At 63.3% G+C, this 16,632-nt stretch carries 13 protein-coding genes; 9 read left to right on the forward strand and 4 right to left on the reverse strand.

The features are described 5' to 3' along the window. Position 1 precedes the first annotated feature (1 nt). The 7 genes from tcyN (at position 2) to ACQKPZ_RS09000 (ending at position 7,590) form a co-directional block, all read left to right on the forward strand. Positions 2 to 760: an L-cystine ABC transporter ATP-binding protein TcyN gene (gene tcyN, locus ACQKPZ_RS08970; protein ID WP_427537016.1), complete on the forward strand. Its 759-nt coding sequence runs from the start codon at positions 2 to 4 to the stop codon at positions 758 to 760. 326 nt (positions 761 to 1,086) lie between these two features. Further along, positions 1,087 to 2,328 (forward strand): SfnB family sulfur acquisition oxidoreductase, encoded by a 1,242-nt coding sequence (locus ACQKPZ_RS08975; protein ID WP_427537018.1) that lies wholly within the window; start codon positions 1,087 to 1,089, stop codon positions 2,326 to 2,328. Positions 2,329 to 2,479: 151 nt separating this feature from the next. Next, positions 2,480 to 3,661, forward strand: a complete 1,182-nt coding sequence (locus ACQKPZ_RS08980) for an SfnB family sulfur acquisition oxidoreductase (protein ID WP_427537020.1) — start codon at positions 2,480 to 2,482, stop codon at positions 3,659 to 3,661. Further along, positions 3,661 to 5,052, forward strand: coding sequence for an LLM class flavin-dependent oxidoreductase (locus tag ACQKPZ_RS08985; RefSeq protein ID WP_427537022.1), 1,392 nt, complete (start codon positions 3,661 to 3,663; stop codon positions 5,050 to 5,052). The genes ACQKPZ_RS08980 and ACQKPZ_RS08985 overlap by 1 nt, the downstream gene beginning before the upstream one ends. After that, the gene (locus ACQKPZ_RS08990; protein WP_427537024.1) at positions 5,045 to 5,845 is read left to right on the forward strand and encodes a MetQ/NlpA family ABC transporter substrate-binding protein; all 801 of its coding nucleotides are present in this window, start codon (positions 5,045 to 5,047) and stop codon (positions 5,843 to 5,845) included. The genes ACQKPZ_RS08985 and ACQKPZ_RS08990 overlap by 8 nt, the downstream gene beginning before the upstream one ends. Before the next feature lies 1 nt (position 5,846). Beyond that, complete coding sequence (locus ACQKPZ_RS08995; protein WP_427537026.1) at positions 5,847 to 6,956, forward strand: methionine ABC transporter ATP-binding protein; 1,110 nt, start codon at positions 5,847 to 5,849, stop codon at positions 6,954 to 6,956. Further along, a complete protein-coding gene (locus ACQKPZ_RS09000; protein ID WP_427537028.1) occupies positions 6,946 to 7,590 on the forward strand; it encodes a methionine ABC transporter permease in 645 nt (214 codons plus the stop codon). The genes ACQKPZ_RS08995 and ACQKPZ_RS09000 overlap by 11 nt, the downstream gene beginning before the upstream one ends. Positions 7,591 to 7,705: 115 nt before the next feature. Here ACQKPZ_RS09000 and dibA read toward each other — a convergent pair whose 3' ends face one another. Then, positions 7,706 to 9,601, reverse strand: coding sequence for a phosphodiesterase DibA (gene dibA, locus ACQKPZ_RS09005; RefSeq protein ID WP_427537030.1), 1,896 nt, complete (start codon positions 9,599 to 9,601; stop codon positions 7,706 to 7,708). Positions 9,602 to 9,747: 146 nt separating this feature from the next. On the opposite strand from dibA, the gene desA reads away from it, so the two are divergent. Then, the gene (gene desA, locus ACQKPZ_RS09010) at positions 9,748 to 10,932 is read left to right on the forward strand and encodes a delta-9 fatty acid desaturase DesA (protein WP_427537032.1); all 1,185 of its coding nucleotides are present in this window, start codon (positions 9,748 to 9,750) and stop codon (positions 10,930 to 10,932) included. Positions 10,933 to 11,072: 140 nt separating this feature from the next. Beyond that, positions 11,073 to 12,059 carry a GGDEF domain-containing protein gene (locus tag ACQKPZ_RS09015; RefSeq protein WP_427537034.1) on the forward strand — a complete coding sequence of 329 codons (987 nt, stop codon included), beginning with the start codon at positions 11,073 to 11,075 and terminating at the stop codon, positions 12,057 to 12,059. Positions 12,060 to 12,214: 155 nt separating this feature from the next. Here ACQKPZ_RS09015 and ACQKPZ_RS09020 read toward each other — a convergent pair whose 3' ends face one another. The 3 genes from ACQKPZ_RS09020 to gabD form a co-directional block, all read right to left on the reverse strand. Further along, positions 12,215 to 13,477 (reverse strand): HDOD domain-containing protein, encoded by a 1,263-nt coding sequence (locus ACQKPZ_RS09020; RefSeq protein ID WP_427537036.1) that lies wholly within the window; start codon positions 13,475 to 13,477, stop codon positions 12,215 to 12,217. A gap of 138 nt (positions 13,478 to 13,615) precedes the next feature. Continuing rightward, entirely contained in the window at positions 13,616 to 14,893 is a 1,278-nt protein-coding gene (gene gabT / locus ACQKPZ_RS09025) for a 4-aminobutyrate--2-oxoglutarate transaminase (protein WP_391128585.1), read from the reverse strand. A 182-nt stretch (positions 14,894 to 15,075) separates the two neighbouring features. Further along, on the reverse strand, positions 15,076 to 16,518 hold the full coding sequence (gene gabD, locus ACQKPZ_RS09030) for an NADP-dependent succinate-semialdehyde dehydrogenase (RefSeq protein WP_280341375.1): 1,443 nt from the start codon (positions 16,516 to 16,518) through the stop codon (positions 15,076 to 15,078). Positions 16,519 to 16,632: the final 114 nt, after the last annotated feature.

Raw genomic sequence — 16,632 nt, forward strand, 5'->3', positions numbered from 1 at the left:
CATGATTGAAGTCAAAGGCCTGACCAAGCGGTTCAAGGGCCAGACCGTGCTCAACGGTATCGACCTGACTGTACAGCCCGGCGAGGTGGTGGCCATCATCGGCCCCAGCGGCTCGGGCAAGACCACCTTCCTGCGCTGCCTGAACCTGCTGGAAACACCCGATGCCGGGCAGATCAAGATCGGCGCCATCAGCATCGACGCCAACCGCCCGCTGGGTGGCCAGCAAAGTGCGATACGCCGCTTGCGTCAGCAGGCCGGGTTCGTGTTCCAGAACTTCAACCTGTTCCCACACCGCACCGCGCTGGAGAACGTGATCGAAGGGCCGGTGATCGTCAAGAAGACACCCCGCGAGCAGGCCATCGCACTGGGCCGGCGCCTGCTGGCCAAGGTCGGCCTGGCAGGCAAGGAAGACGCCTACCCACGGCGCCTGTCCGGTGGCCAGCAGCAACGGGTGGCCATCGCCCGCGCCCTGGCCATGGAGCCCGAAGTGATCCTGTTCGACGAACCCACCTCGGCACTGGACCCGGAGCTGGTGGGTGAAGTGCTGGCGACCATCCGCGGCCTGGCCGAGGAAAAGCGCACCATGATCATCGTCACTCACGAAATGAGCTTTGCCCGGGATGTGGCGAATCGGGTGATCTTCTTCGACAAGGGCGTGATCGTGGAGCAGGGCGAGGCCAAGGCACTGTTTGCGGCGCCGAAGGAAGAGCGTACCCGGCAGTTTTTGCGCAAGTTCCTCGGTACTGCTGCTTCCGAGTAAGTCTGTTCCGGCCTCTTCGCGGGTAAACCCGCTCCCACAGGGACTGCACAGATTCTGAAGCGTGTGCAGTACCTGTGGGAGCGGGTTTACCCGCGAAAGGGCCGGCACATCCATCGCAAATCCCTCCTTCTATACATATTCCAAAGAGTTAGTTCATAAACTTTTTATAAAGCATTAGGGTATATAAACCGGACCACCGGACCAGCACACATCTGCCGCGACCAGCTGTAGCGGCACAACTATTTTGTGAGGTCAGGAATGGTCAGGATCACAATCACCCCAGTGCGTATCGCCAGGGCATTGAGTGCAGCCAAGGAGCGGTACTGATGTCCAGCCAGCCAAATACCCAATTCCATAGCGATCTCGACAGCTCGCCCCTGCTGCTGCCGGCCAAGGTACTGCGCAATGACGCAGAGGCCCTGCAAGCGGCCCGCGAACTGGCCGAGGTTGCCCGCGAGCAGGCTGCCCGCCGCGACCAGCAACGCAAGCTGCCATGGGCCGAGATCGAGTTGTTTACCCGCAGCGGCCTGGGCAGCATCAGCGTACCCAAGGCCCACGGCGGCCCGGATGTGTCGTTCGAAACCGTAGCCGAAGTATTCCGCCTGATCAGCGCCGCCGACCCGGCCTTGGGGCAGATCCCGCAGAACCAGTTCGGCATGCTGCAATTGCTTCGCCTGACGGCCACCGAGGCGCAACAGGCGCTGATCTTCCGCAGCGTGCTCGACGGCTGGCGCATCGGCAATGCCGGGCCAGAGCGCGGCACCAAGGACACCCTCACCCTCAAGGCCAGGATTACCCGCGCAGGCGACGGCTATCGCATCAGCGGCGAGAAGTTCTATTCCACTGGGGCCCTGTTCGCCCATTGGGTAGCCGTGAAAGCAATGGATGACGAAGGCCGCCAGCGTCTGGCATTCGTGCGTCGTGGCAGCCCAGGGCTGCGCATCGTCGATGACTGGTCCGGGTTCGGCCAGCGCACCACCGCCAGCGGCACAGTGCTGCTGGACGAGGTGCCGGTAGACGCGGAGCTGGTAATCGACAACTGGCGCCAGCGCGATATCCCCAACATCCAGGGTGCAGCTTCGCAGCTGATCCAGGCCGCAATTGACGCCGGCATCGCAGAAGCCGCGATCGATGATGCGATCACCTTCGTGCGCGAAAAGTCCCGCCCATGGATTGAGGCAAACGTGGACCGTGCCAGTGACGACCCTTATGTGATCGCCGACATCGGCCGGCTGAAGCTTGAGCTACACGCCGCCGAAGCGCTGCTGCGCAAGGCTGCGCGCGTGCTCGATGAGGTCAATGCTGCGCCCATCGACGCAGCCAGCGCGGCACGGGCGTCAATTGCGGTGGCCGAGGCCAAGGTGCTGACCACCGAAATATCCCTGCAAGCCAGCGAGAAGCTATTCGAGCTGGCCGGCAGCCGGGCCACCCTTGCCGAGTTCAACCTCGACCGCCACTGGCGCAATGCCCGGGTGCATACGCTGCATGACCCGGTGCGCTGGAAGTACTACGCGGTCGGGGCTTACCACCTGAACGGCACCCTGCCTGCGCGGCATTCCTGGATCTGATTTGAAGGCCTTGGGGCTGCTTTGCAGCCCATCGCGACACAAGGCCGCTCCTACAGGGGTGCGCGACCGCATGCCGGTACGCGATCACCTGTAGGAGCGGCCTTGTGTCGCGATGGGCCGCAAAGCGGCCCCAATGGCCCCGGAGAACAACATGACTACACATATCATCACCAGCGACGCCGAAGCCCTGGCCGTCGCCGAAGACATCGCACAGCAACTGCGCCGCGACAGCGCCCTGCGCGACCGCGAGCGCCGCCTGCCCCACGCCGAACTCGAGCTGTTCACCCGCTCCGGCCTGTGGGCCATTAGCGTGCCCAAGGCCTTCGGCGGTGCCGGCGTGTCCAACGTCACGTTGGCCAAGGTGATCGCCCGTATCGCCCAGGCCGACGGCTCGCTGGGGCAGATCCCGCAAAACCATTTCTACGGCCTGGAAGTACTGCGGGTAAACGGCACGCCCGAACAGCAACAGCGCCTGTACGCCGAAGTACTGGCAGGCAACCGTTTCGGCAACGCCCTGGCCGAACTGGGTACCAAAACCGCCAACGAACGCACCACCCGCCTGAGCCGTGACGGCGACGGTTTCCGCATCAATGGCCGCAAGTTCTATTCCACCGGCGCCATCTACGCCCAGCGCATTCCTACCTCGGTCGTCGACGAACAAGGCGTGCAGCAACTGGCCTTCGTCCCTGCTGACAGCCAGGGCTTGCAGGTGATCGACGACTGGAGCGGCTTCGGCCAGCGCACCACCGGCAGCGGTTCGGTGGTGTTCGACAACGTGTACGTCAGCGCCGCCGACGTGGTGCCGTTCCAGAGCGCCTTCGAGCGCCCCACCCCGGTCGGCCCGCTGGCGCAGATCCTCCATGCTGCCATCGACACCGGCATCGCCCGTGCTGCCTATGAAGACGCCCTGCACTTCGTGCGCACCCGCAGCCGCCCGTGGGTCGACTCCGGCCTGGACAAGGCCACGGATGACCCGCTGACGCTGAAAAGCTTTGGCCACCTGGCTATCCGCCTGCATGCGGCCGAAGCCCTGCTGGAGCGCGCCGGCGAATACCTCGACCGCGCCCGCGACGACAGCACTGCCGACAACGTCGCCGCCGCCTCCATTGCCGTGGCCGAAGCACGGGCCATCAGCACCGAGATTTCCCTCGCTGCCGGTACCGCCCTGTTCGAGCTGGGCGGCAGCCAGGCCACCCTGGCCGAACACAACCTCGACCGCCACTGGCGCAACGCTCGCGTGCATACCCTGCACGACCCGGTGCGCTGGAAGTACCACGCCATCGGCAACTACTACCTCAACGATGCCAACCCACCACGCCGGGGGACCATCTGATGGCCAAGCAGATCCTGCTCAATGCTTTCAACATGAACTGCATCGGGCATATCAACCACGGCCTGTGGACCCACCCACGGGATACCTCGACCCAGTACAAGACCCTGGAGTACTGGACCAGCCTGGCGCGCCTGCTGGAGCGCGGCCTGTTCGACGGGTTGTTCATCGCTGACATCGTCGGCACCTACGACATCTACGGCCAGTCACTGGACGTCACCCTCAAGGAGTCGATCCAGCTGCCGGTCAACGACCCGCTGCTGCTGGTCTCGGCCATGGCCGCAGTCACCCGCCACCTGGGTTTCGGCCTTACCGCCAACCTCACCTACGAGGCGCCGTACCTGTTCGCCCGGCGCCTTTCCACCCTCGACCACCTGAGCAATGGCCGGGTAGGCTGGAACATCGTCACCGGCTACCTCGACAGCGCTGCCCGGGCCATGGGCCTGACGCAACAACCGGAGCATGACCGCCGTTACGACCAGGCCGACGAATACCTGCACGTACTGTACAAACTGCTGGAAGGCAGCTGGGCCGACGACGCCGTGGTCGCCGACCGCGAGCAGCGCGTCTACGCCCGGCCCGACAAGGTGCGCAAGGTCAGCCACCACGGCGAGTTCTACAACGTCGAGGGCTACCACCTGAGCGAACCCTCGCCGCAACGCACCCCGGTACTGTTCCAGGCCGGCAGCTCGAAACGTGGCCTGGCCTTTGCCGGCAACCATGCCGAATGCGTGTTCATCAGTGGCCAGGACAAAGCCGCCACACGCGCCCAGGTCGACAAGGTACGCGCCGCCGCCGAGGCCGCCGGTCGCGACCCGCAAGCGGTCAAAGTGTTCATGGGCATCACGGTGATCGTCGCCCCTACCGAGCAAGAGGCCCGGGCCAAGCATGCCGAATACTTGCGCCATGCAAGCCCTGAAGCTGGCGTTGCGCACTTCGCAGCATCCACCGGTATCGACTTTGCGGCCTATGAACTGGACGAGCCAATCGGCTTCAGCCAGGGCAACGCCATCCAGTCCGCCACGCGCCAGTTGCAGGACAACGCCTGGACCCGCCGCCGCCTGCTGGAACAGCACGCCTTGGGTGGCCGCTACGTAACCTTGGTCGGCTCACCTGACCAGGTGGCTGAGCAGTTGATCGCGTGGCTCGATGAAACCGGCCTGGACGGTTTCAACCTGACCCGCACCGTCACCCCGGAAAGCTTTGAAGACTTCATCGACCTGGTCATCCCGCAATTGCAGCAGCGCGGCCGCTACAAGACGGCCTACGCCGAAGGGACCCTGCGCGAGAAGCTGTTCCAGGCCGACCACCCGCACTTGCCCGCCGACCACCCTGGCTCGGCGCACCGTTTTACCCCTACCCCTGCCCCGACTGGAGCCCTGCACCATGCTTGATAAACTGTTCCGGCCCGTCGCGGCCATTGCCCTCACCCTGGGCCTGTCTGCCAGCGCCCTGGCTGCCGAACCGCTGAAGATCGGCACCACTTCTGCCTTTGCCATTCCGCTGGAAGCCGCTGTGGAAGAAGCCCACAAGCAAGGCCTGGAAGTGAAGCTGATCGAGTTCAGCGACTGGATCGCGCCCAATGTCAGCCTCAACAGCGGCGACATTGACGTGAACTACTTCCAGCACATCCCGTTCCTGGAGAACGCCAAGGCTGCTGCGGGCTTCAACCTGGTGCCCTACGCGTCGGGGATCATCAACAACGTTGGCCTGTATTCGAAACAGTACAAAAGCTTTGCCGAGCTGCCTGAAGGTGCCAGCGTGGCCATCGCCAACGACCCGATCAACAGCGGCCGTGGCCTGCAACTGCTGGCCAAGGCCGGGCTGATCACCCTCAAGCCGGGCGTTGGCTACAAGGCCACCGAGGATGACATCGTCGCCAACCCGAAAAAGCTGAAAATCCTTCAGGTCGAGGCGGTTCAGCTGGTACGCGCCTACGATGACGCCGACCTGGTGCAGGGCTACCCGGCCTATATCCGCCTGGCCAATACCTTCGACGCCACCTCGGCATTGCTGTTCGATGGCCTGGAAAACAAGGAATACGTGATCCAGTTCGTCATCCGCCCGCAAAGCAAGGATGACCCGCGCCTGGCCAGGTTCGTCGACATCTACCAGCACTCGCCCGTGGTACGCGCAGCCTTGGACAAAGCCCACGGCAAGCTCTACCAAGCCGGCTGGGAAGGCTGACATGAGCCAGGCCAGTGCGCTCAGGGCGCCGACACCACAACCATTGCCGCCAACGGTCAAGGAACAGGCCCTGCGCCCAGAGGTCAATGAAGCCCATGTGCGCTTCATCGGCCTGGGCAAGACCTACCCTGGCCAGGCACAACCGGCCTTGCAAGGCATCGACCTGAACATCCGCCATGGCGAGATCTTCGGCATCATCGGCCGCAGCGGCGCCGGCAAGTCGTCGCTGCTGCGCACCATCAACCGCCTGGAGCAACCCAGCCAAGGCCGGGTGCTGATCGACCAGGTAGACATCGCCCCGTTCGACGAGGACCACCTGGTGGCACTGCGTCGGCGCATCGGCATGATCTTCCAGCACTTCAACCTGATGTCGGCCAAGACCGTGTGGCAGAACGTCGAGCTGCCGTTGAAGGTGGCCGGCGTTGCCAAGGCCGAGCGCCAGCGCAAGGTGCGCGAGCTGCTGGAGCTGGTCGGCTTGCAAGAAAAGCACCACGTGTACCCGGCACAGCTCTCCGGTGGGCAAAAGCAGCGTGTGGGCATTGCCCGGGCGCTGGTACACGACCCACAAATCCTGCTGTGTGACGAAGCCACCTCGGCACTGGACCCGGAAACCACGGCCTCGATCCTTGAGCTGCTGCGCGACATCAACCAGCGCCTGGGCCTGACGATTGTGCTGATCACCCACGAAATGGCGGTGATCCGCGATATCTGCCACCGGGTGGTGGTGCTGGAGCGCGGCGAAGTGGTCGAACAGGGCGAAGTCTGGCGGGTGTTCGGTGCGCCACGCCATGAGGTCACCCGCACCCTGCTCGCACCCTTGCAGGCCAGGCTGCCTGCCACGCTGCAAGCCAGCTTGCGGGCCAGCCCGGTAAACCGCGATAGCGCTGTGGTACTGAAGCTGACCCTGCTCGGCGAACCCGAGCTGTCTGCCCTGTTCAACGACCTGGGCGGCCGCGTACGGCTGCTGCAGGGCGGTGTGGAAACCATCGGCGAACATGCCTTGGGCCAACTGATCCTGTCGGTGCAGCATTCGCCGCACGACACCCATCAATTACTGGAACGCGCCCGCCGCTGGGCCGAGGATGTGGAGGTACTGGGCCATGTGGTTTGATCGCCTGCTGGAAGGCCTGCTCGATACCCTGCTGATGGTCGGCGTGTCGTCACTGATCGCCCTGCTGGTGGGGGTGCCGATGGCGGTGCTGCTGGTGACCAGCGACAAGAGCGGCATCTTCGAGGCGCCGCTGCTGAACCGCGTGCTGGGCGCCTTCGTCAACCTGTTCCGCTCAATCCCGTTCCTGATCCTGATGGTTGCGCTGATCCCCTTCACCCGCCTGGTGGTAGGCACTACCTATGGCGTGTGGGCGGCGGTGGTGCCGCTGACCATTGCCGCCACGCCGTTTTTTGCGCGGATTGCCGAGGTCAGCCTGCGCGAAGTCGACCATGGCCTGGTGGAAGCCGCACAGGCCATGGGCTGCCGGCGATGGCACATCGTCTGGCATGTACTGTTGCCCGAAGCGCTGCCGGGCATCGTCGGGGGCTTCACCATTACCCTGGTGACCCTGATCAACTCCTCGGCCATGGCCGGAGCGATTGGTGCCGGTGGGCTTGGCGACATCGCCTATCGATATGGGTATCAGCGTTTCGACAGCCAGATCATGCTGACTGTGATCGCCATGTTGGTGGCGCTGGTGGCGCTGATCCAACTGGGTGGGGACAAGCTGGCGAAAGGCTTGAACAAGCGTTGAATGCAGGGGCTGCTTTGCAGCCCTATCGCGACACAAGGCCGCTCCTACAGGCGACCGCGGATCCCTGTAGGAGCGGCCTTGTGTCGCGATAGGGCCGCAAAGCGGCCCTGCAATCTCAATCCCAGTGCAAATCCCCAGCCGGCACCGGCCGCCCGAACCAGTACCCCTGCCCCAGCTGACACTGCTCCTGCAACAGGAAACCAGCCTGCTCGGCCTGCTCGATGCCCTCGGCATGCACCTGCATGCCCATGCTGCGGGCCAGGGCGATGATCACCCGCACGATCGCGATGTCATCTTCATCCAGCGGCAAACCGGCAACGAACCCCTGGTCGATCTTGAGCTTCTGCACGGGCAAACGCTTGAGCCGCAGCAACGACGAATAGCCGGTGCCAAAGTCGTCGATGGCCAAGGTCACTCCCAGCTCCCGCAAACGGTGCAGCTGTTCCAGCGCCACTTCCGGGTCTTCCATCACCGCGCTTTCGGTCACTTCCAGCTCCAGCAGCGCCGGCGCCAGGCCCGTCTCATGCAAAACCGCCGCTACCTGCCGATACAGCTCGTGCTGGCCAAACAGGCGACTGGAGATGTTCACCGCCACAAACGCCAGTTGCAGGCCTTCTGCCTGCCATTGCACCATCTGCCGGCACGCCTGACGCAGCACCCAGGCATCGATCTCGGCGATCAGCCCGGTGCGCTCGGCAATCGGGATGAACTCGCCTGGGGGCACCAGCCCGCGCTGGGGATGCTGCCAACGCACCAGCGCCTCGACCCCGACCTTGCTGCCAGTGGCCAGGTCGTGCACCGGCTGGAAGTAAACCCGCAGCTCATCCTGCTCCAATGCACGGCGCAGTTCACCCGCCGTCTCGACCCGGTGCTGGGCGTGGGCGGTCAACTCTTCGGTGTACAGCGCATAGCAGGCCCGCCCGTTGCTCTTGGCCTTGTACAACGCTGCATCGGCATTGCGCAGCAGTTGCTCGCTACTCAAGGCATCGCTGGGGAACAGGCTGATGCCAACGCTAACGCTGATGAACAGGCGATGGCCATCGAACAGGAAAGGCTCACGCATACGCTCGATGATGCACTGCGCCAGCTTGCCCGCCTGGCCGACCTGCTGACAGTTCTCTGCCAGCACGCCAAACTCATCGCCGCCCAGGCGTGCGAGGGTCACGCCGCTACCCAGCACCTCACCCAGACGCTCGCCCACCAGCTTCAACAACTGGTCGCCGATGGTGTGGCCAAGGCCGTCGTTGATGCTCTGGAAGTGGTCCAGGTCCAGCAGCAGCAAGGCACAGCCGCGCTTGTTGGCCTGGGCCGCCGCCAACGCCTGCTCGACGCGGTCGGTGAACAGCAGGCGGTTCGGCAGGCCCGTGAGCGGGTCGTGGTGAGCCAGGTAGGCCAGTTCCTTTTCCGAATGCTTGATCGCACTGATGTCACTGAACACCGCCACGTAATGGCTCAGTTCACCTTCATCGTCACGAATGGCGCAAATGGTCTGCCATTGTGGGTAGATCTCGCCGCTTTTGCGCCGGTTCCAGATTTCGCCGCTCCACTCACCCTGCTCGGCCAAGGTGGCGAAGATCTGCTGGTAGAACGCCTGGCCATGGCGGCCCGACTTGAACTTGTTCGGACGCTGGCCGATAACCTCGTCCTGCTGGTAGCCGGTGATGCGCATGAAGGCGCGGTTGACGTGCACGATCAGGCCCTGACGGTCGGTGACCAGTACCCCTTCGAGGGTACTGTCGAACACCGCAGCGGCCATGCGCAGCCGCTCGCGGTCCTCGCAGCGCAAGCGTGCACCCACACCGATGAAGTTCAACAGCCGCACCCTGGACACGTAGATCAGCACGGCACTCATCAACACCCACAGCACCACATTGATCTGCCGCCCCACGGTCAGTGCCAGGGGGTCGTCAGTCATGCCGTGCAGCACCACCTCGGCGAGCGCCAGCCAGAGGATCGAGAGCACCACATACAGCGCAGCCATGCGCAAGGCGTCGCGAACAGAAACAGACATGTCGGGTGGGATAGCCCTTCAGAAAAGAATGGGCATTATAAAGGCTGAAACATGTCGTGACCTCCTATCTGAACGGGTGACTGGTTTTATTTCCCTACCAAGGGATAATCAGCCCCTCCTCCTGCATCCCGAGGGTTTTTACACCTATGTGGTACAACGGCCTGCTCGACTTGTCGGCCTGGCAACTGGTCGGCATCACCTTGTTGATGACCCATGTGACCATTGTCAGCGTCACGGTCTACCTGCACCGCTACTCCGCGCACCGGGCACTGGAGCTCAACGGCGCGCTCAAGCACTTTTTCCGTTTCTGGCTATGGCTGACCACGGCGCAGAACACCCGCGAATGGACCGCCGTCCACCGCAAGCACCACGCCAAATGCGAAACCCCAGACGACCCGCACAGCCCCGTGCACAAAGGCCTGAGCACGGTGTTGCGCAAGGGTGCAGAGCTGTACCGTGAAGAAGCGCGCAACCCCGAAACCCTGCGCATCTATGGCAAGAACTGCCCGGATGACTGGATCGAGCGCAACCTCTATTCGCGCTACAAGCTGGGCGGCATCGTGCTGATGGCCGTCATCGACCTGCTGCTGTTCGGCACCATCGGCATCACCATCTGGGCAGTGCAGATGATGTGGATTCCGTTCTGGGCGGCCGGCGTGGTCAACGGCCTGGGCCATGCGCTGGGCTATCGCAACTTCGAATGCCGCGACGCGGCAACCAACCTTGTGCCCTGGGGCATCGTCATTGGTGGCGAAGAGCTGCACAACAACCACCACACCTACCCCAACTCGGCCAAGCTGTCGGTCAAGCGCTGGGAGTTCGACATGGGCTGGGCCTGGATACGCGTGTTCTGCCTGTTGCGCCTGGCCAAAGTGCAGCGCGTGGCGCCCATTGCCCACCGTGTGGCGGGCAAAGCGAGCCTGGACATGGACACCGCCATGGCCATCCTCAACAACCGCTTCCAGATCATGGCCCAGTACCGCAAGCTGGTGATCGGCCCGCTGGTCAAGCAGGAGCTGGCCCGGGTGGACGCCTCGGTTAGCCACCACTTCCGCCGTGCCAAGCGCCTGCTCTCGCGCGAGACCAGCCTGCTGGAAGACCGCCACCATGTACGCATCGAGTCGATGCTTGCCCACAGCCAGGCGCTGAAGACCATTTACGAAAAGCGCCTGGCCCTGCAGCAGATCTGGGCGCGCACCAGTGCCAACGGCCACGACATGCTGGCCGCCATGAAGGACTGGGTACACGAAGCCGAAACCAGCGGCATCCACGCCTTGCGCGACTTCGCGGCGCAGCTCAAAACCTATTCCCTGCGCCCGACCGGCGCCTGACCACCGTTAGTCGGCATGCCCCTTGGCGGGGCATGCCGCCCGGAACTTCGCGCCGTCGCCACCACTCAAATCTGCACATCGCCCGCGTGGCGGGCAGGATGCTGGCCGCACGCTTTCAAGTCGAGACCTGATTCGTGCACATGGCCAAGAACATCCCCACGATCCTGCCCGGTACCCCGCCTCCTGAAGCCGCCCAGACCCTGCTGGCCTTGCTCCACGCCCAAGGCGAAGTCGCCCGTTTGAGCGAACGCGAGCAGTTGTTCAGCTCGCTTCTCGACAGCGTCAACGCGGTGCTCTGGGCCTTCGACTGGGAAACCCGCCAGGTGCTGTACGTAAGCCCCGCCTACGAGCGCATCTTCGGTCGCCCGGTCAGCCTGGTGCTGGCCGACTACAACGAATGGCGCGACAGCATCTACCCCGACGACCTGGAATACGCCGAGCGCAGCCTGGCCCAGGTGCTGCTCAAGGGCTCGGTGGAAGACCGCGAATACCGCATTCTCAATGCCGACGGCCAACTGCGCTGGCTGAGCGACAAGTGCTACATCAACCAGCAGCACGAGAGTGACAGGGTGATCATCGTCGGCATCGCCGAAGACATCACCGAGAAAAAGCAGCTCGAAGGTGAGCTACAGCGCTTGGCCACCACCGACGTGCTGACCCAGAGCAGCAACCGCCGGCACTTCTTCGAATGCGCCCAGCAAGCCTTCGACAGTGCACGCGAGGACGGTACGCCGCTGGCCTTCCTGTTGCTGGACATCGACGACTTCAAGCGTATCAACGACAGCTATGGTCACCAGGAAGGCGACCAGGTGCTGCAGCGCATCGCCGACAGCGGCAAAGCCGTGCTGCGCCGTGGCGACCTGTTCGGGCGTATTGGTGGCGAGGAATTCGCGGCGGTGTTCCCGGGTTGCAGTGCCCAGGCGGCGGAGCAGATTGCCGAGCGCTTGCAGCGGGAGATCCAGCGCTTGAGCTTCAACCATGAAGAGCAGACGTATGGCGTTACGGTGAGCCAGGGGCTGACCGAATTGACCGATGACGATGTGACACTGAACAGCCTGTATGCCCGGGCCGACGCGGCGATGTACCAGGCCAAGCGGCAGGGCAAGAACCAGATCGTGCGCGGCTGACCTCCCTGAGGCCTGCGCTGTCCCTGTAGGAGCGGCCTTGTGTCGCGATCGGGCTGCAAAGCAGCCCCGGCGATGTCAGCTTGAAGCAAAAATCGAGGGGGCGCTTTGCACCCCGATCGCGACACAAGGCCGCTCCTACAGCGTCCGCGCCCGGCTCACGGAACCTCGTCGGCTTGTATTGGGTTTTCAGCCGCTGGCTCCGGCTTGGTTTCGGGGTTGTCCACCTTGCGCAAGCGGTTCAGCTCCGGCAGGCCAATCTTGAGCAAGCGCGCCGTCTTGCCGTTGGCCACCTTTTCCATGCCCTGCTCAGCCGGCAGCCGCGACAACTGCCCTGCCAGGTTCATGGCAAGGATCTCTCGCGAATAAACCCCGCCGCCCAGCTGGTAGATCGCTGCGATCAATTCGCGCAACGCCAGCGGCAGACGCCAGCGCGTGCGTAGCGCCGAACCGAACGCCGCACCGAACTCATCCAGCGAATGCTGCACGTTGCGTTCGTCCAGCTCACCCCCGGCCAACCGCCATTCTTGCAGGCAGCGCAGCACTGCCAGGTCGCCCAGGCAATGCAGCAGCCCCGCGCAATAGCAGCGCCCTTCGTCCAGCTCGAGCATGCGCGCCAGGGTACGGCCATATTCGGCAGTGTGCAGCGAAAGGTCCCAATAACGGGCAGCGTGCTGCGCCAGCAGCGGGTCACTGAGGCGCGCACTGCGCTTGAGGGTCATGCCCAGGATCAGGTTCATGCTCTGGGTGCTGCCAAGCTTGTTCAGGGCCTGCAGCAAGGTTTGCACCGGGGCTTCACGGTGCAACGCGGCGCTGTTGGCTGCGGCAATCAGCACGGCGGTAACCTGGGGGTCGTTACGCACTTCCTCTTCAAGCACCTTCAGGTTCAGGCCCTGAGGGTTGAGCGCGCGCTTGATTGCCACCTGCACATCGGCCAGCAGCGGCCCACCATCGGCGGTAGCGCGTCGTTGCTCAAGGTAGGCAGGCAGGCTGGCACCGGCCTGCAAGGCCGGTACCGGGCAGGCGATTTCCTCGCCAACTGCCACCAGCAACTCTTCCAGACGCTTGCGCAGGTTATCCAGGTTCAGCGGCTTGCTCAGGTAGGCGGTGGGGTGCAGCGGCAATGTTTCGCGCACGCTGGCGCTGTCACTGCGGTTGCTCATGAGGATGAACGGCAACCCCGGCCCTTTGGCGCGGACCTTGCGCAGCAGGTCGAGGCCATCGACACCGGCCAACTCGCGGGCGGCGATGATCAGGTCAGGTTTGTTGGCCAACAGGTTGAGCGCCTGCGAACCGTCGGCGCACACGTGTAGCCGTGCATCACAGCGCACGCTGAGCAGCATTTCGCTGAGCATGTCACGTACCCAGGGGTCGCCCTCGACAATCAGTACGTTTGGTGCGGTGGGGTTTGCAGCGCTCATCGCCAACAGCTCCTGATTAGCCTGACACACAGTCCGTCGCAGCTTCCAAAGCAAATCCTCCGCTAACGATAGCGCCCCGTGGCTTTTCTGGGCACAAAAAAAACCCGCCGAGGCGGGTTTTTTCAGAAGCGCGTCACATCAGGCGAGTTCAGCGAAGCACTCTTCGATGATGGCCAGGCCTTTGTCCAGCAGTGCGTCTTCGGCAGTCAGCGGTACCAGGATACGCAGGACGTTGCCGTAGGTGCCGCAGGACAGCAGGATCAGACCCTTGTCGCGTGCCTTGGCAACAACCTGGCCAACAGCAGCAGCGTTCGGGGTGTGAGTGCCTTTCTCGAACACTTCAACAGCAATCATCGAGCCCAGACCACGGACGTCGCCGATGATCGGGAACTTCTTCTGGATTTCGCGCAGACCAGTGGTCAGGCGCTCACCCACAGCCTTGCTGCGGTCCAGCAGTTTCTCTTCTTCGAACACTTCGATCACGGCCAGGGCCGCGGCGCAAGCGATCGGCGAACCGGCGTAGGTGCCGCCCAGGCCGCCTGGAGCGATGGCGTCCATGTACTCGGCCTTGCCGCACACACCGGCCAGCGGGAAGCCGCCAGCGATGGACTTGGCGAAGGTGGTCAGGTCAGGCGCAACGCCCATCTGTTCCATGGCGAAGAAGGTGCCGGTACGGCCAGCGCCAGTTTGAACTTCGTCAGCGATCAGCAGGATGCCGTGCTGGTCGCACAGGGCGCGCAGGCGCTTCATCAGCTCTTTCGGCGCTGGCAGGAAGCCGCCTTCGCCTTGTACTGGCTCGAGGATGATCGCAGCGATGTCGCGTGGCTCGGCGTCGTTCTTGAAGATGCGCTCTACCGAAGCGATAGCGTCGTCAACGCTCACGCCGTGCAGTTCGCTCGGGAACAGGGCGCGGAACACGCCGCCTGGCATCAGGCCCATGCCAGCGGAGTACGGCACGACCTTGCCAGTCAGGCCCAGGGTCATCATGGTACGGCCGTGGTAGCCGCCGGTGAAGGCGATGACGCCAGCGCGGCCAGTGGCGGCACGGGCGATTTTCACGGCGTTTTCAACGGCTTCGGAGCCGGTGGTGACCAGCAGGGTCTTCTTGTCGAAGTCGCCCGGGACCAGCTTGTTGATCTTTTCGCACAGCTCTACGTAGGGTTCGTAGGCCAGCACCTGGAAGCAGGTGTGGCTGACTTTGGTCAGCTGCTCTTGCACGGCTGCAACCACTTTCGGGTGCAGGTGGCCGGTGTTCAGTACTGCGATGCCGCCAGCGAAGTCGATCAGTTCGCGGCCTTCAACGTCGATCACGGTCGAGTTCTTCGCGGTGTCGACGAAGATCGGGTGGATCTGGCCGACGCCACGTGGGACGGCAGCTACACGACGTTGCATCAAGGATTCGTTGGTCTTGCTCATAATGCCCTCATTGCGCCGACAGGAATGGCGCTTTTATTCGGGGGTGGCTGGGAGTGCTCGCGAACAGTATTCGTTGATCGACTGCCACAAACGCCCTGGCCACCAGGTACTGCGATGTAAAAAAGGCCAGCGAGACGTCGCTCTCGCGCCCCGCTGGCAGAGGTAAAGCCTTTACCGTGCTATCAGACGCTGATGCACAGGTATTTGATTTCGAGGTAGTCCTCGATACCGTACTTGGAACCTTCGCGGCCCAGGCCCGAAGCCTTGATGCCACCGAACGGTGCCACTTCGTTGGAAATCAGGCCGGTGTTGATACCTACCATGCCGTATTCCAGGGCTTCGGCAACACGGAACACACGGCTCATGTCGCGGGCGTAGAAGTACGAAGCCAGGCCGAACTCGGTGTCGTTGGACATGGCGATGACTTCGGCTTCGTCTTTGAAGCGGAACAGCGGCGCCAGTGGGCCGAAGGTCTCTTCCTTGGCGACAGCAGCAGTCTTCGGTACGTCAACCAGGATGGTCGGCTCGAAGAAGTTGCCTTCGATCAGCTTGCCACCGGACAGCACCTTGGCGCCTTTGGAAACGGCATCTTCGATGTGTTCCTGGACCTTGGCGACAGCTTTGCCGTCGATCAGCGGGCCAGTGGTGGTGCCGTCTTCCAGGCCGTTACCGATCTTCAGCTTGGCGACTGCAGCGGCCAGCTTCTCGGCGAACGCGTCGTAGACGCCGTCCTGCACGTAGATACGGTTGGCGCAGACGCAGGTCTGGCCGTTGTTGCGGTACTTGGAGATGATCGCGCCCTCGACCGCCTTGTCCAGGTCGGCGTCGTCGAACACGATGAACGGGGCGTTGCCACCCAGCTCCAGGGAAACCTTCTTGATGTCCTTGGCGCATTCTTCCATCAGCTGGCGGCCGATTTCGGTCGAGCCAGTGAAGGACAGTTTGCGTACCAGGGAGTTGCCGGTCAGTTCGCCGCCAACTTCGCCAGCGCTGCCGGTAACGACGCTCAGCACGCCAGCCGGGATACCGGCACGGTGTGCCAGCTCGACCAGGGCCAGGGCGGAGTACGGGGTTTGCGAAGCAGGCTTGAGCACCATGGTGCAGCCAGCGGCCAGGGCCGGGCCGGCTTTACGGGTGATCATGGCGGCCGGGAAGTTCCACGGGGTGATGGCCGCGGTAACGCCGATTGGCTGCTTGATGACGATCAGGCGCTTGTCTGGCTGGTGGCCCGGGATGGTGTCGCCGTAGACGCGCTTGGCTTCTTCGGCGAACCATTCGATGAACGAGGCGGCGTAGGCGATTTCGCCCTTGGCTTCGGCCAGCGGCTTGCCCTGTTCGGTGGTCATCAGGCGAGCCAGGTCGTCCTGGTTCTCGATCATCAGTTCGAACCAGCGACGCAGCTTGGTCGAACGCTCTTTGGCGGTCAGGGCACGCCAGGCCGGCAGGGCCTTGTCGGCGGCTTCGATGGCGCGGCGGGTTTCCGCGGTGCCCATCTTCGGCACGGTACCGATGACTTCACCGGTGGCCGGGTTGGTCACCTTGATGGTCTGGCCGTTGTCCGCATCCAGCCACTCACCATTGATATAGGCTTGCTGGCGGAACAACTGAGCGTCTTTGAGCTGCATGTCGGCTTCCCGAATTGTTGATTGTTGAAAAGCGCCCAAGGCAGGGCATCGAGCGTTTGAAATCTCAAACGAATGCTAAGCGGCTGCTGGGGTGTTGGACAATAGGCTGTTCGA

This window comes from Pseudomonas sp. NPDC089547 (assembly GCF_050280665.1).
Classification (GTDB): domain Bacteria; phylum Pseudomonadota; class Gammaproteobacteria; order Pseudomonadales; family Pseudomonadaceae; genus Aquipseudomonas.